General features: G+C 34.6%; 19 protein-coding genes. 13 read left to right on the top strand and 6 right to left on the bottom strand.

All coding sequences use genetic code 11. The features are described 5' to 3' along the window. Positions 1-7: 7 nt before the first annotated feature. The gene (panB, locus tag ACFO5O_RS06900) at positions 8-826 is read right to left on the bottom strand and encodes a 3-methyl-2-oxobutanoate hydroxymethyltransferase (protein WP_387962226.1); all 819 of its coding nucleotides are present in this window, start codon (positions 824-826) and stop codon (positions 8-10) included. Between the two features lie 101 nt (positions 827-927). On the opposite strand from panB, the gene ACFO5O_RS06895 reads away from it, so the two are divergent. Continuing rightward, positions 928-1392, top strand: coding sequence for a nuclear transport factor 2 family protein (locus tag ACFO5O_RS06895; protein WP_387962224.1), 465 nt, complete (start codon positions 928-930; stop codon positions 1390-1392). Here the strand turns inward: ACFO5O_RS06895 and ACFO5O_RS06890 are convergent. After that, positions 1389-2813: an L-serine ammonia-lyase gene (locus tag ACFO5O_RS06890; RefSeq protein ID WP_387962222.1), complete on the bottom strand. Its 1425-nt coding sequence runs from the start codon at positions 2811-2813 to the stop codon at positions 1389-1391. The two genes, ACFO5O_RS06895 and ACFO5O_RS06890, sit on opposite strands and share 4 nt — an antisense overlap. A 210-nt stretch (positions 2814-3023) precedes the next feature. Here ACFO5O_RS06890 and dnaK point away from each other — a divergent pair, with 210 nt between their 5' ends. After that, the gene (dnaK, locus tag ACFO5O_RS06885; RefSeq protein ID WP_387962221.1) at positions 3024-4928 is read left to right on the top strand and encodes a molecular chaperone DnaK; all 1905 of its coding nucleotides are present in this window, start codon (positions 3024-3026) and stop codon (positions 4926-4928) included. Between the two features lie 92 nt (positions 4929-5020). Here dnaK and ACFO5O_RS06880 read toward each other — a convergent pair whose 3' ends face one another. Continuing rightward, on the bottom strand, positions 5021-5557 hold the full coding sequence (locus tag ACFO5O_RS06880) for a hypothetical protein (RefSeq protein ID WP_387962219.1): 537 nt from the start codon (positions 5555-5557) through the stop codon (positions 5021-5023). A gap of 314 nt (positions 5558-5871) precedes the next feature. On the opposite strand from ACFO5O_RS06880, the gene ACFO5O_RS06875 reads away from it, so the two are divergent. From ACFO5O_RS06875 to ACFO5O_RS06865, 3 genes are all read left to right on the top strand, one after another. Continuing rightward, positions 5872-6822: an NAD(P)H-dependent flavin oxidoreductase gene (locus ACFO5O_RS06875; RefSeq protein WP_387962217.1), complete on the top strand. Its 951-nt coding sequence runs from the start codon at positions 5872-5874 to the stop codon at positions 6820-6822. Positions 6823-6956: 134 nt separating this feature from the next. Next, positions 6957-8123 (top strand): DNA cytosine methyltransferase, encoded by a 1167-nt coding sequence (locus ACFO5O_RS06870; RefSeq protein ID WP_387962215.1) that lies wholly within the window; start codon positions 6957-6959, stop codon positions 8121-8123. Between the two features lie 136 nt (positions 8124-8259). Then, entirely contained in the window at positions 8260-8583 is a 324-nt protein-coding gene (locus tag ACFO5O_RS06865) for an EthD family reductase (protein ID WP_387962213.1), read from the top strand. A 24-nt stretch (positions 8584-8607) separates the two neighbouring features. Here the strand turns inward: ACFO5O_RS06865 and ACFO5O_RS06860 are convergent, their stop codons facing one another. Both ACFO5O_RS06860 and ACFO5O_RS06855 read right to left on the bottom strand, forming a co-directional pair. Continuing rightward, complete coding sequence (locus ACFO5O_RS06860) at positions 8608-9180, bottom strand: GNAT family N-acetyltransferase (RefSeq protein ID WP_387962211.1); 573 nt, start codon at positions 9178-9180, stop codon at positions 8608-8610. Then, positions 9177-9815: an alpha/beta hydrolase gene (locus tag ACFO5O_RS06855; protein ID WP_387962209.1), complete on the bottom strand. Its 639-nt coding sequence runs from the start codon at positions 9813-9815 to the stop codon at positions 9177-9179. The genes ACFO5O_RS06860 and ACFO5O_RS06855 overlap by 4 nt, the downstream gene beginning before the upstream one ends. Before the next feature lie 42 nt (positions 9816-9857). Here ACFO5O_RS06855 and ACFO5O_RS06850 point away from each other — a divergent pair, with 42 nt between their 5' ends. The 8 genes from ACFO5O_RS06850 to ACFO5O_RS06815 all read left to right on the top strand — a co-directional run bounded on the left by ACFO5O_RS06850 (position 9858) and on the right by ACFO5O_RS06815 (position 18614). After that, the gene (locus ACFO5O_RS06850) at positions 9858-10283 is read left to right on the top strand and encodes a PaaI family thioesterase (protein ID WP_387962207.1); all 426 of its coding nucleotides are present in this window, start codon (positions 9858-9860) and stop codon (positions 10281-10283) included. After that, complete coding sequence (locus ACFO5O_RS06845) at positions 10283-11404, top strand: chorismate-binding protein (protein WP_387962205.1); 1122 nt, start codon at positions 10283-10285, stop codon at positions 11402-11404. The genes ACFO5O_RS06850 and ACFO5O_RS06845 overlap by 1 nt, the downstream gene beginning before the upstream one ends. 53 nt (positions 11405-11457) lie before the next feature. Continuing rightward, entirely contained in the window at positions 11458-13218 is a 1761-nt protein-coding gene (gene menD, locus ACFO5O_RS06840; protein WP_387962203.1) for a 2-succinyl-5-enolpyruvyl-6-hydroxy-3-cyclohexene-1-carboxylate synthase, read from the top strand. 69 nt (positions 13219-13287) lie between these two features. Further along, complete coding sequence (locus ACFO5O_RS06835; RefSeq protein WP_387962202.1) at positions 13288-14118, top strand: CvfB family protein; 831 nt, start codon at positions 13288-13290, stop codon at positions 14116-14118. Positions 14119-14146: 28 nt separating this feature from the next. Next, positions 14147-14986: a 1,4-dihydroxy-2-naphthoyl-CoA synthase gene (locus ACFO5O_RS06830; RefSeq protein ID WP_387962201.1), complete on the top strand. Its 840-nt coding sequence runs from the start codon at positions 14147-14149 to the stop codon at positions 14984-14986. An 18-nt stretch (positions 14987-15004) separates the two neighbouring features. Next, positions 15005-15907 carry a 1,4-dihydroxy-2-naphthoate octaprenyltransferase gene (gene menA, locus ACFO5O_RS06825; RefSeq protein WP_387962200.1) on the top strand — a complete coding sequence of 301 codons (903 nt, stop codon included), beginning with the start codon at positions 15005-15007 and terminating at the stop codon, positions 15905-15907. A 50-nt stretch (positions 15908-15957) separates the two neighbouring features. Then, a complete protein-coding gene (locus tag ACFO5O_RS06820; protein ID WP_387962198.1) occupies positions 15958-16635 on the top strand; it encodes a metal-dependent hydrolase in 678 nt (225 codons plus the stop codon). Positions 16636-16682: 47 nt separating this feature from the next. Further along, entirely contained in the window at positions 16683-18614 is a 1932-nt protein-coding gene (locus tag ACFO5O_RS06815; protein ID WP_387962196.1) for a S9 family peptidase, read from the top strand. 1 nt (position 18615) lies between these two features. Here ACFO5O_RS06815 and ACFO5O_RS06810 read toward each other — a convergent pair whose 3' ends face one another. Beyond that, a complete protein-coding gene (locus ACFO5O_RS06810) occupies positions 18616-19524 on the bottom strand; it encodes a sterol desaturase family protein (protein WP_387962194.1) in 909 nt (302 codons plus the stop codon). Positions 19525-19569 lie beyond the last annotated feature (45 nt).

Below are 19569 nucleotides of genomic sequence, written 5' to 3'. Positions count from 1 at the left end.
TCGTTAACTAATATTGTTCCTCTTCGCTTGGGAAATCTACAGATTTTACATCAGAGACATATTGGGAAATGGCTTTAGTCATATCTTCAAATAAGTTCATATATCGACGTAAAAATCGTGGATGGAATTCGTGGGTCATTCCAAGCATGTCGTGAAGTACTAACACCTGACCATCAACGCCGTTTCCAGCTCCTATGCCAATCACTGGAATACTCACACTCTCGGCAACTTCTTTAGCTAATTGCGCAGGAATTTTTTCTAAAACAATAGCAAAACAACCTATTTTTTCGAGCATTAAAGCGTCTTGCTTTAGCTTCTCAGCTTCTTGTTCTTCCTTTGCTCTTACGGTATAGGTTCCAAACTTGTATATAGATTGTGGGGTTAGTCCTAGATGCCCCATAACTGGTATTCCCGCATTTAAAATACGTTTAATAGATTCTTTAATTTCTTGGCCACCTTCCATTTTTACGGCATGTCCGCCACTCTCTTTCATAATTCTAATTGCAGATCTCAAAGCTTCTTTAGGATCGCTCTGATAGCTTCCAAACGGGAGATCAACAACAACTAATGCTCTATCTATCGCCCTGATGACAGAAGACGCATGGTAAATCATTTGGTCTAAAGTAATGGGCAGTGTAGTTTCATGTCCGGCCATCACGTTACTTGCTGAATCACCAACGAGAATCACATCAATTCCAGAGCCGTCTACTATTTTGGCCATGGTATAATCGTAGGCAGTGAGCATTGATATTTTCTCACCTTTAGCCTTCATATCTACCAAAGTTTTTACCGTAATTCTTTTGTAATCGTTTTTAGCTGCAGACATAATTTTAAAGTTTGATGTAAAAATAAAGAGTTTTGAGCAACTTTTGGGTAAATGAATGTGAAATCCTAGTATCTTTAAAACTTTCAAACACTAAAATGAACATGAATAAAACGATTATTATTGTAATTTTCCTTTTTGGATTAAATGGATTTTCCCAATCTAAATCAGAACTAGAAGTCAAACAAACCATCCTTTCATTTTTTGATGGATTTCATAAGCAAGATAGTTTGGCAATTAAGCCACATGTAAGTGAATCTGTTATATTACAAACCATAGGCAATAATGCAGAAGGTATGCCGAGTGTAAAAACAGTTGGTTTTGGTAATTTTTTAAAATCCATAACTTCAATTCCAAAAAATCAGAAATTTGAAGAAAAACTTCTAGGATTTAATATTCAGGTCGATGGCCCGATGGCACATGCCTGGACACCTTACGAATTTTGGTTTGATGGAAAATTTAGTCACTGTGGTGTTAACTCGTTCCAGTTATTTAATGAAAACGGGAAATGGAAAATTGTGTATTTAATTGATACTAGAAGAAAAATTGGTTGTGAAACGAATGATTAACAATCAGACATGTTAACACCAATTGCCAGACCGCCTTCAGAAGTTTCTTTATATTTTGTATTCATATCCTTTGCAGTTTCCCACATGGTTGCAACCACCTTGTCCAAAGGTACCTTTACATTTTTTGGATCGGTATCAATTGCTAATTCAGCAGCGTTTATGGCTTTTATAGCACCCATGGAGTTGCGTTCAATACAAGGAATTTGAACCAATCCTCCAATAGGGTCACAAGTAAGTCCTAAATGGTGTTCCATAGCAATTTCAGCAGCAATTAAAACTTGGTCAGGCGTACCACCAAGAAGCTCGCATAATGCACCAGCAGCCATGGCCGCAGAAACACCTATTTCGGCCTGACAACCACCCATGGCTGCAGAAATTGTAGCACCTTTTTTAAATATGCTTCCTATTTCACCAGCAACTAAAAGAAACTTTTTGACATGTTCAAAATCGGCTTCATGGTTTTCAATCACCATATAATACATCAAAACTGCGGGGATGACACCTGCACTACCATTGGTGGGGGCAGTAACTACGCGACCTAACGACGCATTTACTTCATTTACAGCTAAAGCAAAGCAACTTACCCATTTAAGAATCTGTCTAAATTTAACTTCAGTTTTCCGTATGGTTTCTAACCATTCTTGAGGCGTAGTATAGGGTAAATCGCCAATTAACTTTTGGTGACTATCAAAAGCACGCCTGCGTACATTTAACCCTCCGGGTAAATTTCCTTCAGTATGACAACCAATGTACATGCACTCCAACATGGTGTCCCAAATACGTTTGAGTTCAAAATCTATCTGTTCTGGTGTACGTATTGATTTTTCGTTTTCCAGAACTACGCTAGAAATTGGCATTTTTAACTGGTTACAATAGTTTAATAGCTCTGTTCCTAATTGGATGGGATAAGGAAAGGTGTTGAAAAATATTTCCTTATTCTTTTTTGAGTTCTTGCGTTCTTCCTTAACCACAAATCCACCACCAATTGAGTAAAACGTAGAGCTCGTTTTTTTACCATTTACCGTTGCAGTAAATTTTAATCCATTCGCATGAAAAGGTAAAAATTGTTTATTGAAAACGATATCTGATTTAGGGTCAAAGTCAATAACCTTTTCGTTGTTTAAAGGCAATTGCTTGGTATTGTTTATTGAAGCTATAACTATATCAATGGTTTCGGTTGGAATGGTTTCTGGATCGGCACCACTCAATCCTAACATGATGGCATAATCTGTAGCGTGCCCCTTTCCAGTTAATGACAAAGAGCCATATAAGTCAACTTGTACACGTTCCACTGCATCAAACTTGTTATTTTCCTTAAGCTCTTTTATCCAGCGTTGAGCCGCTCTCCAAGGCCCTAAAGTGTGGGAGCTTGAAGGCCCGACACCAATTTTCAACATATCGAAAACCGAAATACATTCCATGTACGAAAACGTTATAGATTTTGGACAAATATAAAGTCTTTAAAAGAATATATATGTAAAGAAGAATAAAACTTTAAATGATTAAAATGACACCTTGTCATATTTTTTGTCATGGCATAATCATTGTCATATACCTTACGAATTTAAAAATGAACAATCAATATAGGTTTCTGGTTTAACAGGGACTAATTAATACAAAAGAGAACAATTATGAGTAAGATTATTGGAATCGATTTAGGAACAACCAACTCTTGTGTTTCGGTAATGGAAGGAAGCGAGCCAGTTGTTATTCCTAATGCGGAAGGTAAACGTACAACACCATCTGTCATTGCCTTTGTAGACGGAGGTGAAATTAAAGTTGGTGACCCAGCAAAACGTCAGGCCGTAACAAACCCAACAAAAACAGTTTATTCTATTAAACGTTTTATGGGTAACAAATATTCTGAATCTAAAAAAGAAGCAGAACGTGTACCTTATAAAGTAGTAAAAGGGGATAACGATACTCCTAGAGTTGATATTGATGGGCGTTTATATACCCCACAAGAATTATCGGCGATGATTCTTCAAAAAATGAAGAAAACTGCTGAAGATTATTTAGGGACAACCGTTAGTGAAGCGGTTATTACTGTTCCAGCTTATTTTAACGATTCACAACGTCAAGCAACTAAAGAAGCAGGTGAAATCGCAGGATTAAAAGTTCGTCGTATAATTAACGAACCAACAGCTGCTGCATTAGCATATGGTCTTGACAAGAAGGGGAAAGACCAAAAAATTGTTGTATTTGACTTTGGAGGTGGAACCCATGATGTGTCGATCTTAGAGTTAGGGGATGGTGTTTTTGAAGTATTGTCAACTGATGGTGATACCCATTTAGGTGGTGATGACGTTGATCAAAAAGTAATTGATTGGTTAGCTGACGAATTTAATAAGGACGAAAGCATTGATTTACGTAAAGACCCAATGGCCTTACAGCGTTTAAAAGAAGCTGCTGAAAAAGCTAAAATTGAATTATCATCATCTGCACAAACCGAAATAAACTTGCCTTATGTTACTGCTACTGCTAGTGGACCAAAACACTTGGTGAGAACATTAACTAGAGCTAAATTTGAGCAACTGATTGATGACTTGGTAAAACGCACAATTGAACCTTGTCAATCAGCACTTAAAGCTGCTGGTCTAACTAAAAATGATATCGATGAAATCATCTTAGTTGGGGGGTCAACTCGTATTCCAGCAGTACAATCGGCTGTAGAAAAATTCTTTGGTAAAGCACCGAGTAAAGGTGTGAATCCAGATGAGGTGGTTGCTGTAGGTGCAGGAATCCAAGGTGGTGTTTTAACAGGAGATGTTAAAGATGTATTACTTTTAGACGTAACACCATTATCACTTGGTATTGAAACTATGGGTAATGTGATGACTAAATTAATTGAAGCCAACACAACAATCCCAACTAAAAAGTCACAGGTATTCTCTACCGCAGCCGATAATCAACCTTCTGTTGAGATTCATGTTTTGCAAGGAGAAAGAGCTATGGCTGCCGACAATAAAACTATTGGACGTTTCCATTTAGATGGAATTCCACCAGCAAGACGTGGTACACCTCAAATTGAAGTAACTTTTGATATTGATGCCAATGGGATCATTCATGTAACGGCTACAGATAAGGCGACCAATAAAACGCAGGATATTCGTATCGAAGCTTCTTCAGGCTTAACAGAAGAAGAAATTCAAAAGATGAAAGCTGATGCTGAAGCAAATGCTGAAGCAGATAAAAAAGCTAAAGAAAAAGCAGATAAATTGAATGCGGCTGATGCTATGATTTTCCAAACAGAAAGTCAACTTAAAGAGTTTGGTGACAAATTATCAGATGATAAAAAGAAACCAATTGAAGAAGCTTTAGAAGAGTTGAAAAAAGCCTTTGAAACAAAAGATTTAGAGGTTATTGATCCAGCTTTAGAGAAAATCAATGAGGCTTGGAAAGTTGCTAGTGAAGAAATGTACAAAGCACAAGCTGAAGCACAACAAGGTGCAGCTCAACCAGGTCCTGATGCAAGCCAAAATGGACAGGCAGAAGGTAGCGATGTTGAAGACGTAGACTTCGAAGAAGTTAAGTAAACATCAAAATGCTGAAAACATTTCAGCATCTCAATATAAATGTAAAAACGCAACCAATTTGGTTGCGTTTTTTTTATATCTATTAGTCAAGTTTAGTTGTATACCAGTGACATGTCACTTTGTACATCTATTTTTAAGTTCTTGCGTTTACCGTCCTTTCTTAATTGTACTTTATATCTTTTTTTGGCACCTGTTTTGTGATTGTACTGTACAGAATAGGAATTACTGTGAGCTATCCATCCAGGATATTCTTTATAAACCGACTGGCGCAAATAATGTGGTAAGAGGACATCTTCAAATCGTTCATTAGAAGAAATGATAAATCCTTCAGAATCGTAAGAAGTTTTAACATTAAAACTATCACCAGCGAAATCTACAAGATATCCTTCATATTCTTTGTCAAAGACCTCTGACTTACTTAAATCATAGGTAGCAACCTTATATTCGATATCTTTTACCGAATTGGGAGTGTTATCATCAAAGGCTTCACTTAGATATTTGCTGTTAGCAGAAATAACTACATTTTTCAAGCCAACATTTTCGGCTTCAGGGTCTGTTTCAGATTCAGATTGAGAATAGGCTAGGGTGGTTAGTCCTAAAAATAATAAACCAAACAATTGAGTTTTCATAATATTAGAGTTTTAAATTTTTACGTAATTAAAATTCTAATTTTAAAGATGGTTATGGACTAACTATTAAAAACTCATTAAAGGTGATGGTGATGATTGTGATGATTTTGATTGATGAATTTATAAAGTATGCCGTTTAAAATTATTACTTAAATATAGAAATCATAATTTTATTTAAAGTGCTTGTTAAGAATGTTTTATGAGAATTTTAATATAATATTAGTATTTGCAGGGGTTTAAACATTGTTTTCTCCCATAAATATTATGCATGCATAACAAAATTAGTATATTTGTTACATCTTAATTTATTATAAATGACAGCTAAACTCAACGAATTACTTAAAATCAATTACCCCATCATCCAAGCTCCAATGTTTTTGGTTTCAAATACTTCTATGGTTATTGAAGCTATGAAGAGTGGAATTGCCGGTTGTATTCCAGCCCTAAATTACCGAACACTTGACGAACTTCGAGCGGCAATACTAGAATTAAAAGCTAATAAAGTTGAAGGGGGAGCTTTTGGTTTCAATTTAATAGTTAATAAATCAAATATTAAATATAAAGGGCAGCTAGAAGTATTGTGCCAAGAAGGCTGTGATTTTATTATAACTTCATTAGGTAGTCCAGAGGAAACTATTAAGCAAGCCCATAAAGCTGGAATAAAAGTATTTTGTGACGTGGTAGATTTAAAATTTGCACAAAAAGTTGAAGCTTTAGGTGCCGATGCCGCCATTGCTGTTAATAATGAAGCGGGAGGGCATAGAGGTAATTTATCACCCGAGGATCTCATTAAATTGTTGACGCAAAACATTTCAATCCCTGTAATTTCAGCTGGTGGTGTGGGATGTAGAGCTGATGTAGATAAAATGTTAAGCCATGGGGCCGCTGGAGTATCAGTAGGTAGTCCTTTTATTGCATCGATTGAAGCCAATGTAACAGAAGAGTATAAGCAAGCCTGTGTAGATTATGGAGCAAATGATATTATTGTAACTGAACGCATTTCAGGTACGCCTTGTACTGTAATAAACACGCCTTATGTTCAAAAAGTGGGTACTAAAGCGACGTGGTTAGAATCGATTTTAAATAAGAACAAAAAACTTAAAAAATGGGTAAAGATGATTCGATTTTCAATAGGTATGCGTGCTACTGAAAAAGCAGCGAAAGAGGTTACCTATAAAACCGTTTGGGTAGCAGGACCCAGCATCGAACATACCCGAGCCATTTTACCAACTAAAGAAATTATCAAGAATTTAATCACAAAGTGAGAAAGTGAAATTCACTAATGCTTATTAAACATGAGTTTTATTGTTAATAACTCGATAAAAGTCCTTCAATTCAGATTCTGATTTAAAACTTAAAAAAATTATTTTCGTTATTGAATTTTGAATAAGCTTATTCTTTGAACTCTATAGATCTTTTCTCTGGTTGTGGCGGTATGACGCTTGGCTTTCATTGGGCTGGGTTTAATTCGGTTTTGGCTTCAGATATTGATGAAAATTGCGAAAAAACCTTTACCAGAAACTTTCCCGAAACGCCTTTTTTATGTGGTGATTTGTCAAATTTCACCAAAGTAGATTTTGATAATATCATTAATACAAAACAGATTGATGTGATATTAGGAGGTCCACCTTGTCAGGGCTTTAGTTTAGCTAATAAACGAAGAAATAAAGTATCTGAAGATCCTAGAAATAAACTGTTTTATGAGTTCGTAAAAACAATTGATTGGTACAATCCAAAGGCCTTTGTGATGGAAAACGTTAAAGGCTTGTTGTCTATGCAATCCGGACAAGTGATGCAACAGATTTTAGAAGAATTTCAATCGGCAGGACAATTTGGTTATGAGGTGCGTTACGAAGTCTTAAAAGCCTCTGATTACGGAGTGCCACAATCCAGAGAACGCGTCATTGTTATCGGAATAAGGAAAGATTTAAATAAAATTCCATTATTTCCTTCAAAAAAAGAAGCAAAAGAAATAACCGTTGGTGAAGCGATTTCAGATTTACCAGACATTAATGCCGGCGAAGGGGAAGTCTTAATGCCGTATTTATCTCTGCCTAAAAACAACTATCAAAAATTAATGCGGAAACATTCAAAGCAAGTGTATAATCATATAGCTATGAAACATACACAGCGCTTGATTGATCGTTTTAAAGCGATAAAGCCTGGTCAAAATTTATTGGATGTATGGGAAACTCACGGAGCGGTGAAACGTGGTAGCCCAAATGAAAAATCAAAAATTAAATTCAGTCAGAATAATTTACGCCTTTTTAAAGATAAACCTGCACCAACTATTGCGGCTTCTTTTCAAAGTAATTTTATTCACCCGTATCTAGACCGGAATTTTACAGCTAGGGAAGGTGCACGATTGCAGTCCTTTCCTGATGATTTTATATTTGAAGGTATGCGAACCAAAATGAGTTGGGAAAAAGGTTTGAGCCAATACCAGCAGATAGGTAATGCAGTACCACCTTTAATGGCTTATGAAATCGCAATTAGTTTAAAATCAACTTTAATTGAAAACGTTCATGTTCTGGAGGAAGTTAAAAAAGAGAAAGCTGTTAATTAGGCATTTAAATCTTTGAGTTTTTTGCTAGTTAAATAGCGTTCTTTATAACAGATTATTTTTTTAAGTTTCAAAAAATGAGTAATTTACAAGTTGTACCATCTGCCTGCTTACCTTTTTAATTTTAAAATTATACATTATGAAAAAAGGAACGATTAAAGTCAGTGTTTTATATCCGTATGGCGAAGGCAAAACATTTGATATGGGATATTATTGTAACACACATGTTGCAATGGTTTCAGGATTATTGGGTGAAGCTATAATTGGAGCAACTATCGAGAAAGGTATCGCTGGAGGAGCTCCCAATTCTCAACCAACCTATGTTGCCATGGGTAATTTGTATTTCAATTCAATGGATGCATTTCAAAATTCCTTTGGTCCAAACGCAGATAAAATTTTGGGAGATATACCAAATTATACTAATATAGAACCAATAATACAGATTAGTGAAGTGATGGTTTAATACATTGTATTTGAATAGTATAGTTTATAATCGTAGATAAAGCGTTTCTTTAATGTTAGACCATTCCTCCTTTAATATGCCATAACAACTGGTACTCCTTCTAAAACCATCAGACATTACAGTGTCTTTACGAAGAATACCTTCAAAAGTGGCGCCTAATTTTTCAACAGCTTTTCTAGAACGGATGTTACGTTCATCAATCCTGAATTCTACTTTCTCAAAATTTAAAGTTTCAAAGGCGTATTCTAGCATTAAAAATTTTATATGTAAGTTGAGCCCTGTTCCTTGGAAATCTTGGCCTAGCCAAGTCCAGCCAATATGAAGTACTTTATTTTCCCAATGTATGAGTCCAAACCTAGTGCTTCCAGCATAAGCCTGTTTTAGTTTATCAAATACAATAAATGGAATGGCGGTTTTATTGTAATAATTATCAACTGCCGTTTGGACATACGATTTCAATTTTTCTGGAGTTGAAATATCTGAAGGGGAATAATAAATTAGATCTTTTTCTTGAGCAATTGGAAGCAGGTGCATATAATTGCTTAAATCTAATAGCGAAAGTTTAACACGCTTATTTTCGAGAACAGGAATCTTCATAATTTTAAAGATGTTATAAAATTGACATTAACTACATGCTTGCCTTCAAACGGATGAATTTGAAGTTGATTTCCAAACAATTCTAAAGCTCTATTCTTTTCTTCCATCATACGTTCTTCATTTAAATATTCATCTTTAGTGCCATATACTAAATGTGCTTTTGTATTTAAAAAGTCTAAATCCTGTGGCTTTAGTTCTTTTGGAATTCCTCCAGAATGCATTATAACGTGTGAACAAATAAGCTTCTTTTTAGCGATATAACGTAATGCCACACTTACACCTTGTGAGTAGCCAAACACAATTAAATGGACATTTTTAGGCAATTTTTCAGCTTCAAAAACAGCATCAAAATAGCGCATGACGTTTTCAGTTTCTTTTAATGTGTTTTCCTTGGTCAGCCAGCTCGCACCAACATGTTTAAATGTTGGAGCAATGTAATATTTACTTTGTGCTTGTGGCGCAATAATATAATGGTCAGTTGGATTTAAACCTTCAAAATATTTCAAAAAATAACGACTTAAATACCCCATACCATGGCACACAAACCAAACATATTTTGTTTGATCTGTTAAGTTATTCAAGGTGCTGTATGAATTTGTTGAGGTATAGGATAATTCTTTTTCTTCTGAATTCATTTTTTGGATTGGTTTTGTACTTTTACGAAAATAAGTTTTTATATGGAATTATCTAAAGAAGATTTAATTGCTCAAACCAATAAAGTATGTAAAAATACGTTAATGGAAACGCTTCAGATTGAATTTACCGATTTTGGAGATAACTGGCTTGCTGCAAAAATGCCGGTCACCCAAAGAGTTTATCAACCCGCTGGTATTTTACATGGCGGTGCTACGGTTGCATTAGCTGAAAGTGTTGGTAGTTTTGCATCTCATATATTTTTAAATTTAAATGAAGTTTTTGTGAGAGGGATTGAAATCAATGCCAATCATTTAAAGAGTGTTTCAGAAGGTTTTGTTCATGCTAAAGCTATTTTTATTCATAAAGGAAGAACAACACAACTTTTGGAAATTAAGATTACTGATGATCATGATAATTTAATTTCAATTTGCAAGCTAACCACTATTTCCCTTCCAAAAAAGAAATAATGCATTTGGAAGATTTTTTTAAACAGATTGATTCGCATTGCCAACAAGCGCTACCTTTTGTAGCTTATAGAAAACCTGATTCAGAACAAGTAAAGGCCTTACTTCAAGAGGACATTTCACTTTATAATACTTCAGATTTTACCGAATCTGGTTTTGTGTTTGCACCTTTTGATGACAATGAAGTTGCTGTTTTAATACCATTAGGGCATTCAAAAAGTATTTCTGCTCAAATAACTGAAGAGGACCTTCAATTTAATAAAACATTAGACTTGATTGTTGAAGTCCATTCTGATAAAGAGTTTCATATAAATTTAGTTCAAAAAGGAATCAATGCCATTGAAAAAGGCACACTAAAAAAAGTAGTCTTAGCGCGAACTGAAATCCTATTACATTCAGACCCAAATCCTATAGAAATATTCAAAAGATTATTAGCTAATTATCCAACGGCTTTTGTGTATTGTTTTCATCACCCAAAAGTGGGAATTTGGCTGGGTGCAACTCCAGAGACCCTATTGAAAATGGAAGGCAGACGGTTGTTTACTACTTCATTGGCAGGAACTCAAAAGTTTACAGGTAACATGGATGTGATTTGGCAAGAAAAGGAACGTAATGAGCAGCAATTAGTAACTCATTTTATACAGGATAATTTAAACACCTTGGCAAATCATTTGCAAACAAGTGAACCACAAACGGTTAAAGCAGGTAATGTTTTACACCTAAAAACAGATATTTCTGCCACAATTGATGTAGATCAGGTAGGTATTAAACAAATATTAAACGTTTTACACCCAACTCCTGCAATTTGCGGACTACCCAAGGAATCGGCAAAGGAATTCATATTAAAAAACGAAAATTATAATCGCGAATTTTATACAGGTTTTCTCGGCGAACTAAATTTTGTAGTAAAAAACGAAAGAAGTTCTAATAGACGCAATATTGAAAACAGGGCCTATACTAGTGTGAAAAAGGTTTCTAATGTATTTGTTAACCTTCGTTGTATGCAAATTAAAAAAAATGAAGCTATACTTTATGTTGGAGGCGGCATCACTTCAGATTCTAATCCAGAATTAGAGTGGGAAGAAACAAAAAATAAAGCACAAACTATGAAAAGTGTGCTTTAAGGATTTGTTTGTGCTTTCTATTACTTAATTTTGTAGGCAGATTAAAAAATTAAATGAAGTACCCGAAAATTCCACTTGCACAGACAGTTATAGAGCTTTGCAAATCTCATCAAATAAAGCATATTGTAATTTCTCCAGGAAGCCGAAATGCACCTTTAACAATTGGTTTTACAAATAACGACTACTTTAAATGTTATAGTATTGTAGATGAGCGTTGTGCTGCATTTTTTGCTTTAGGTATAGCACAACAACTAAAACATCCTGTGGCCTTATTATGCACGTCAGGGAGTGCATTATTGAATTATTATCCCGCGATAGCTGAAGCGTTTTACAGCGATATTCCTCTAATTGTTTTATCTGCAGACAGACCTAAACATTTAATTGGCATAGGTGATGGACAAACTATTAATCAGCAGGATGTATTTGCCAATCATATTTTGGAATCGGTTAATTTAAAGTTGGATCTTAAAGATGAACACAGACTTCCAGATGATGAAGATTTACCCATTTTTAAGAGCATTGAAGATAAGTTGGAACGCTTTTTAGGTCTGCAACAGGATATTCAAACATCTAATGAAATTGAAATTAATTCGGCCATTCAGAGAGCCGTTTTAAAATCGGGACCAGTTCACATAAATGTTCCGTTTGACGAACCATTATATGAAATGGTTGATAATTTGAGCATCAAATTAAAACCTGTGAAATTAGAGACAAAGGCCCACAAAATTGACGATTTTGAAATCAAGCAATGTTTGGAGGATTGGAATGAAGCTTCTAAAAAAATGATTTTGGTTGGTGTTAATCACCCCAATAGTATTGAACAAAAATGGCTTGATGAATTGGCGGCCGATGATAGTGTTCTGGTGTTTACAGAGACGACCTCTAATCTCAATCACAATGAATTTTTTCCAAGTATTGATAAAATTATCGCTCCACTTGACGATAATGAGTTTAAGCAACTACAGCCTGAAATATTATTAACTTTTGGAGGATTAATAGTTTCAAAAAAGATAAAAGCATTTTTACGCAAGTATCAACCAAAACAACATTGGCATATTGGAGAAAAGGAAGCTAACGATACCTTTTTCTGTTTAGAAAAGCAGATTACAATTGATCCAAATACTTTTTTTTCGAAATTTTTGCCTAAAATCACGCATTACGTAAAGAGTGACTATAGAAGGGTTTGGGATGAGGTGAAAAAATATCGAGCACAGCGTCATAACGATTATCTCAAAGAATTAGAATATTCTGATTTAAAGGTATTTGATGTGGTTTTAAAATCCTTGCCAGATAACTCTAATTTGCAATTAAGTAATAGCTCAACGGTTCGCTATGCGCAATTGTTTGATCTCAATAAAACCTTACAGGTGTATTGTAATAGAGGTACAAGCGGGATAGATGGGAGTACCTCAACAGCTATTGGATGCGCAACAATAAATGAACAGCCAACAGTTTTATTATCAGGTGATTTGAGCTTTTTTTATGACAGTAATGCGCTGTGGAATAACTACATTCCAAATAGTTTTAGGATTATAGTTATTAACAATCAGGGTGGTGGAATATTTAGAATTTTACCTGGTCATAAAGACACCGAAAATTTTGATGCCTTTTTTGAAACCAAACATAATTTGAGTGCAAAACAGCTCTGTAAAATGTATCATTTTGAGTACACATCGGTGGCCGATGAAAAGCAATTAAAACTGAAATTAAAAGGCTTTTATTCAGAATCTGAACGCCCTAAACTGTTAGAAATCTTTACACCGCGAACACTTAATGATTCGATTTTATTGGACTATTTTAAGTATTTGAAATAAGTTATTTTAGTAATCTAAAGTTGCGTTCATTTTTAACATTCTAATCTTATATATTATTACCTTTGCCACATGATACAAATTGGTGACTACAACACGCTTGAAATTCTTCGTGAAACAGATCAAGGATTATATATAGCAGATGATGAAGGTAATGAGGTACTGTTACCTAATCGCTACGTTCCAGAAAATTTTAAAATTTGGGAAAAATTAGAGGTGTTTGTTTATTTAGATAATGAAGAACGCCCAGTAGCGGTTACAGATAAACCATACATAAAGGTTAATGAATTTGCCTTGTTGCGTTGTAATGAAGTGACTCAGCATGGTGCTTTTCTTGATTGGGGCTTATTAAAGGAGCTATTTTGTCCTTTTAAAGAGCAAGCCTTTAAAATGAAAGCTGGTGGCTGGTATTTGGTGTATTGTTATTTAGATGAAGAAACAGGTAGATTAGTCGCTTCAAGTAAAACGAATCGTTTTTTAGACAATAAAGTATTAACAGTTGAAAAATTTGAAGAAGTTGATCTTATTGTATCACACCCTTCAGAAATAGGAATGAATGTTATAGTGAATAAAAAACATTCAGGATTAATTTTTAAAGATGACATTTATAAAGATTTAAGTGTTGGTGACCGTTTGAAAGGTTACGTGAAAAAAATACGGCCTGATAATAAGCTAGATATTGTTTTAGGAAAAATAGGTTATCGAAATATCGAACCTAATGCCGAAACCATAATGCAAGAATTAGAAGATAATGATGGCTTTTTGAAATTAACAGATAAGTCTGATCCCGAAACCATTAAGCAATCTCTAGAAATGAGTAAAAAAAGTTTTAAAAAAGCAATTGGAACTTTGTACAAGCAACGATTGATAGAAATTAAAGATGATGGAATTTATTTAGTTTAATTGTGTTGCACACCTTTAAATATAAGTTATGAGCGAAGTAAAATGGAAAACAGCTAAAGAGTATACCGACATTACGTACAAAAAATGTAATGGAGTAGCTCGAATCGCGTTTAATAGACCGGATATTCGAAATGCCTTTAGACCTAAAACTACTAGCGAGTTGTATGATGCATTTTATGATGCCAACGAAGATGTTAATATAGGCGTCGTTTTATTGTCGGCAGAAGGCCCTTCAACAAAAGATGGTGTTTGGAGTTTTTGTAGTGGAGGCGATCAAAAAGCCAGAGGTCACCAAGGCTATGTAGGCGAAGATGGCTACCATCGTTTAAATATACTTGAAGTTCAACGTTTAATTCGGTTTATGCCCAAAGCAGTCATCGCTGTTGTTCCTGGGTGGGCCGTTGGTGGAGGTCACAGTCTTCATGTGGTTTGTGATTTAACGCTGGCGAGTGAGGAACATGCTATTTTTAAGCAAACTGATGCTGATGTGACTAGTTTTGATGGCGGTTATGGATCTGCTTACTTGGCAAAAATGGTAGGACAAAAAAAGGCTAGAGAAATATTCTTTTTAGGGCGAAATTATTCAGCTACAGAGGCTTATAATATGGGTATGGTTAATGCTGTTATACCTCATAAAGATCTTGAGGCAACAGCTTATCAATGGGCACAAGAAATTTTGGCAAAATCTCCAACCTCTATAAAAATGCTTAAATTCGCCATGAATTTGACAGATGATGGTATGGTTGGTCAACAAGTTTTTGCTGGAGAAGCTACACGATTAGCGTATATGACCGATGAAGCTAAAGAAGGTCGCGACGCATTTTTGGAAAAGCGGAAACCTAATTTTGATAAAAAATGGATACCTTAATCTCCAAAACCAATATTAATGAATAATCTAAAGCCTTGGTTGTCTGCTATTCGACTAAGAACGCTTCCACTATCTATTTCAGGGATCATCGTTGGTACTTGTTTTGCATATTATAATGGGTTTTTTAATATAGCCGTGTTTGTACTCGCAATTTTAACTACGGTTAGCCTTCAAGTACTTTCTAATTTGGCCAATGACTATGGAGATGGTATAAAGGGTACTGATAATGATTCAAGGGTTGGCCCTACAAGAGCAATTCAAAGTGGCGCAATAACGCCACAACAGATGTTCGAAGCGATAAAAATTAATATACTGATTATTATCTTATTGGTTTTCTTACTCCTTTATAATGCGTTTGGTAATGGGCATTTTCTATATATCTTATTGTTTGTTGGTTTAGCAGCTTTTTCTGTTTATGCCGCCATTAATTACACTATGGGTAAATCGGCCTATGGATATAAAGGGTTAGGTGATGTTTTTGTATTTATTTTTTTCGGGTTGGTTAGTGTAGTGGGTAGTTATTTTTTGTATGCTAAACAATTAGATCATCATGTGTTTTTACCTGCAACTGCATTGGGCTTGTTAAGTGTAGGGGTTTTGAACCTCAATAATATGCGCGATTCAGAGACTGATAAGCAATCTAATAAAATTACTTTGGCTGTAAAGTTAGGGAGTAAGGCTTCAAAAATTTATCATTTTATACTTATTGGTGGTGCAATTCTTATTTCATTCTTATTCGCCCTCCTATATTATTCGTCTGTTCTCAATTTTTTGTGTTTTTTAGCTTATATCCCACTTATTATTCATTTAAAAAATATTTCTAACGCAAAACAGCCAAACGATTTTGATTCACAATTAAAGGTCTTGGCACTCACTACTTTTTTGTTTTCAATTCTTTTAGGAGTAGGTTATATTTTATAATCTGTTTTTATTAAGCACTTTTTTGTATTTTCAAGTTAAATTTTAAAAACATGAAAATTACATTTTACGGTCATGCTTGTCTTGGGATAAAAGTTAATGATGTTCATATTTTAGTTGATCCATTTATTTCTGGAAATCCAAAAGCCTCAAACGTTGATGTTACTACACTAAAGGCAGATTATATCTTACTTACTCATGCACATCAGGACCATATTTTAGACGCTGAAGCGATTGCAAAACGCACCAATGCAGTTATTGTTTCAAACTATGAAGTAGCAACACATTATGAAAAGCTCGGACTAGAAGTACACCCAATGAATCATGGCGGACAGTGGGATTTTGAGTTTGGAAACCTTAAATATGTTAACGCCATTCATACGTCTTCATTTCCAGACGGAAGTTATGGTGGTCAACCGGGAGGATTTGTAATTGAAGGCGAGCGAAAAAATATTTATATCGCTGGAGATACAGCTTTAACGATGGATATGAAATTGATTCCTATGCAAACCCAGCTCGATTTAGCTATTTTACCTATAGGAGACAATTTTACAATGGGCGTAGATGACGCCATTTTAGCCAGTGATTTTATACAATGCGACAAAATTTTAGGCTACCATTTTGATACTTTTGGTTATATAGAAATCGATCATGAAGAAGCCAAGCGTAAGTTTTTTGATAAAGATAAAGACCTCATGTTATTAGAAATAGGAGAGAGTATTGAACTGTAATAAGATTTGAACACATTTAATAATAAGTTTATAACTACAAAACGATCATGAACATCAAAAAACAGAATTATTTACTTATTATAGGTACGGTTTTATTATCTAGTTTATCCTTTTCTCAACCCATGATGAATCAAATCATGGAGTCTCCACCAGAGGTAATGATGCAGCCTGGTGAAGATTGGCATCCAGAGGCTAAACATTTAGGCCCTGGGTTTTTTTTACATAACCGACCTCAATTTGAAGTATACTCAAAAAGTAATCAAGTATTTGCAGGTACTGAACAAGGTAATCTTTATTTTAGAACTCTAGGATCAGACAAATTCGATATTTCGATAAAACCAAATGAAGGCTTATACTGGGATATTGATAATGCAACTTGGTCTCCTGATGGTCAACACCTTGTAGTAAAACAGATAGATGATAGAAATGTGAAAAAAATAAAACTGACCATGGCAACGCCCGAAGATGTAGTGTACAAACCCTATTTTAGAGCGGGTGAGCCTATTCCTATTTATCAATATTATATAGTTAACGTTAAAACTGGTGAAAAAATAGTGGTTGATTATGATCCTGAATATCCCTATGTACATATTATGGAATGGAATTCAGATAGCAGTTCATTTTTTATGATTGCATCAGATCGCTTGATGAAACAAATAAATTTATTACATGTTAATTCAGAAACAGGGAAGTCTTCAATCATTTTAAGTGAACAATCAGATACGTATTTAGTAGGTCTAAACTTGTTACAAGGCTATAGTAATCGACTAAAGGATATGAATTTAATCACTTTTATTGATCACAAGCAGCAGTTTATTTGGTTGAGTGATCGCAGTGGTTATAAACAATTATATCTATATGGTTATGATGGTCAATTAATTAGACCATTAACCAATAAAACAGAAAATGGAATAGTTGCAGAAGCAAGGGGCTATGATAAAAAAAATGATTACATCTATTTTACAGCTTATAGTAATCCAGAACAACCATATAGCATGCAAGTGTTTAAATCTTCTCTTAGCTCAAATAGCATTCATAAAATTTCAGATTCGAGTGGGATTATGGATTTCGTCTCAAGTAAAAATGATACACTTTGGATTTTAAGAGCCGAGCTCCCAAAATTATTAAAACTGGATTGCTTTTCTCCTGAAGGACAATTTCTTAATACGGCTTGGCAAGGTAATTTTTCCTCGATTGGAAATAACTACTTTAATTTTGAATTTGCTACGGTTAAAGCTGTCGATCAGAAAACCAACATTCAAGCTTTTGTACTAAAGCCTACAGATTTGGATCCAAATAAATCCTACCCTGTTGTTGAATATATTTATGGCGCGCCATTTAATAATGTAGCCAATATGAATTTTTTCTCACCGTGGCTCTGGGATTTAAATATACTCGCAAAACAGGGATTTATAGTAGTTTGTATTGATGGACGGGGAACTGAAGGGAGAGGTAAAGCATTTAACGATTTTAGCTATGGGAAATTAGGTCAAGTGGAACTTTTAGATCATGTAGAGGCCATAAAACAACTTGCTGAAAATCGGTCATATATGAACCTTGAAAAAGTTGGAATTATGGGGCATAGCTGGGGAGGACATTTTGCGCTTCGTGCATTAGTAGAATTTCCAGATTTTTATAAAGCGGGCCACATTAATGCGCCGGCCATTGACCCTGAAAATTTTCGTGTAGCTGTTGAACCCTTTATGGGCTGTTTGCCAGAAAATTGTCCAGAGCTATATAAAAAATCGAGAATTTCTGATAAATTGAATCGTTTAAAAGCACCACTCATGATTGTGCATGGCACTGCAGATGATGATGTTCCTATAGATGACTCTTATTTTCTCGTAGAAAAATTAAAAAATATAGGATACAAAAATTATGAATTTATCGAGTATCAAGGTATGGATCATATTGTGATGAGAAACCCAGAATGGAAACCTTCAATGATTCAATTCTTTTCAGATCATCTTCAGAACTAATTTAGTCTTTGGGGTGATTTAAGTTTTTTGAAGTTAACCATTCCTCTCTCAATTCATCACTAATTTTTCCTGTGCCGTCATGTTTCCATCCAGGCGGTTTGGTAAGGTATAAAACACGATCTTTTAGTGATTTTTTTCCTGTAAAAGCATCTTTAAACATATTCACCCATTCTATAAAAGCAATTTTTACAGGGTTGTACGTATTTATGTTTTTTACCAAGCCATAAATAACCTTTTCATCTTCTAGTTCGGGTTGAAAGGTGCCAAATAATTTATCCCAGATAATTAATATCCCAGCGTGGTTCCGGTCTAAATATAAGGGGTTGCTTCCATGGTGTACGCGATGATGCGAAGGTGTATTCATTACAGCTTCAAACCATTTGGGCATTTTATGAATTGTTTCGGTGTGAATCCAAAATTGATACAGTAAACTAATAGACATTTGAAGCATAATCATTCCGGGATGAAATCCTATTAATGGCAGCCATAACCAAAAAATAAAAGAATAAAATCCGCCTGACCATGTTTGCCGTAATGCTGTACTTAAATTATAATGTTGAGAAGAGTGATGCACAACGTGAGAAGCCCAAAATAAGCGACATTCATGTGATATACGATGAAACCAATAGTACGAAATATCATCTGCGAAGAAAAGAAGGACAAAACTCCACCATGCCAATGGAATTGTAGCCAATCTAAAATGTTCGTAGATATAAAAAAATGAAGCCAGAACAATAGCTTTGCTTAAAAATCCCAATAAAACATTACCAATACCCATGCTAATAGACGAAAATGCATCTTTAGGTTCATAGGTTTTTAGATTGAGTTTAATAGTGAAAAACAGCTCAACAAGCATTGCTAGAATAAAAAAAGGAATAGCGAAAAGAATGATATTTGGAAATTCTGGCATGGTATCAATTTGAAATCTAAATTACAAAATTAATTAACTATTTTT

The organism is Geojedonia litorea, from assembly GCF_042654525.1.
GTDB classification, from domain to species: Bacteria; Bacteroidota; Bacteroidia; order Flavobacteriales; family Flavobacteriaceae; genus Geojedonia; species Geojedonia litorea.
This window is presented reverse-complemented; position numbering and strand designations above follow the sequence as displayed.

Bases quoted from the DNA above. Each gene is read 5' to 3' on its own strand.
- ACFO5O_RS06850 (WP_387962207.1), top strand. From the start codon at position 9,858: ATGGAATTATCTAAAGAAGATTTAATTGCTCAAACCAATAAAGTATGT.
- ACFO5O_RS06865 (WP_387962213.1), top strand. From the start codon at position 8,260: ATGAAAAAAGGAACGATTAAAGTCAGTGTTTTATATCCGTATGGCGAA.
- ACFO5O_RS06890 (WP_387962222.1), bottom strand. From the start codon at position 2,813: ATGGAATGTATTTCGGTTTTCGATATGTTGAAAATTGGTGTCGGGCCT.
- ACFO5O_RS06830 (WP_387962201.1), top strand. From the start codon at position 14,147: ATGAGCGAAGTAAAATGGAAAACAGCTAAAGAGTATACCGACATTACG.
- panB (WP_387962226.1), bottom strand. From the start codon at position 826: ATGTCTGCAGCTAAAAACGATTACAAAAGAATTACGGTAAAAACTTTG.
- ACFO5O_RS06810 (WP_387962194.1), bottom strand. From the start codon at position 19,524: ATGCCAGAATTTCCAAATATCATTCTTTTCGCTATTCCTTTTTTTATT.
- menA (WP_387962200.1), top strand. From the start codon at position 15,005: ATGAATAATCTAAAGCCTTGGTTGTCTGCTATTCGACTAAGAACGCTT.
- ACFO5O_RS06815 (WP_387962196.1), top strand. From the start codon at position 16,683: ATGAACATCAAAAAACAGAATTATTTACTTATTATAGGTACGGTTTTA.
- ACFO5O_RS06875 (WP_387962217.1), top strand. From the start codon at position 5,872: ATGACAGCTAAACTCAACGAATTACTTAAAATCAATTACCCCATCATC.
- ACFO5O_RS06860 (WP_387962211.1), bottom strand. From the start codon at position 9,180: ATGAAGATTCCTGTTCTCGAAAATAAGCGTGTTAAACTTTCGCTATTA.
- ACFO5O_RS06880 (WP_387962219.1), bottom strand. From the start codon at position 5,557: ATGAAAACTCAATTGTTTGGTTTATTATTTTTAGGACTAACCACCCTA.
- ACFO5O_RS06820 (WP_387962198.1), top strand. From the start codon at position 15,958: ATGAAAATTACATTTTACGGTCATGCTTGTCTTGGGATAAAAGTTAAT.
- ACFO5O_RS06895 (WP_387962224.1), top strand. From the start codon at position 928: ATGAATAAAACGATTATTATTGTAATTTTCCTTTTTGGATTAAATGGA.
- ACFO5O_RS06855 (WP_387962209.1), bottom strand. From the start codon at position 9,815: ATGAATTCAGAAGAAAAAGAATTATCCTATACCTCAACAAATTCATAC.
- menD (WP_387962203.1), top strand. From the start codon at position 11,458: ATGAAGTACCCGAAAATTCCACTTGCACAGACAGTTATAGAGCTTTGC.
- ACFO5O_RS06845 (WP_387962205.1), top strand. From the start codon at position 10,283: ATGCATTTGGAAGATTTTTTTAAACAGATTGATTCGCATTGCCAACAA.
- ACFO5O_RS06835 (WP_387962202.1), top strand. From the start codon at position 13,288: ATGATACAAATTGGTGACTACAACACGCTTGAAATTCTTCGTGAAACA.
- dnaK (WP_387962221.1), top strand. From the start codon at position 3,024: ATGAGTAAGATTATTGGAATCGATTTAGGAACAACCAACTCTTGTGTT.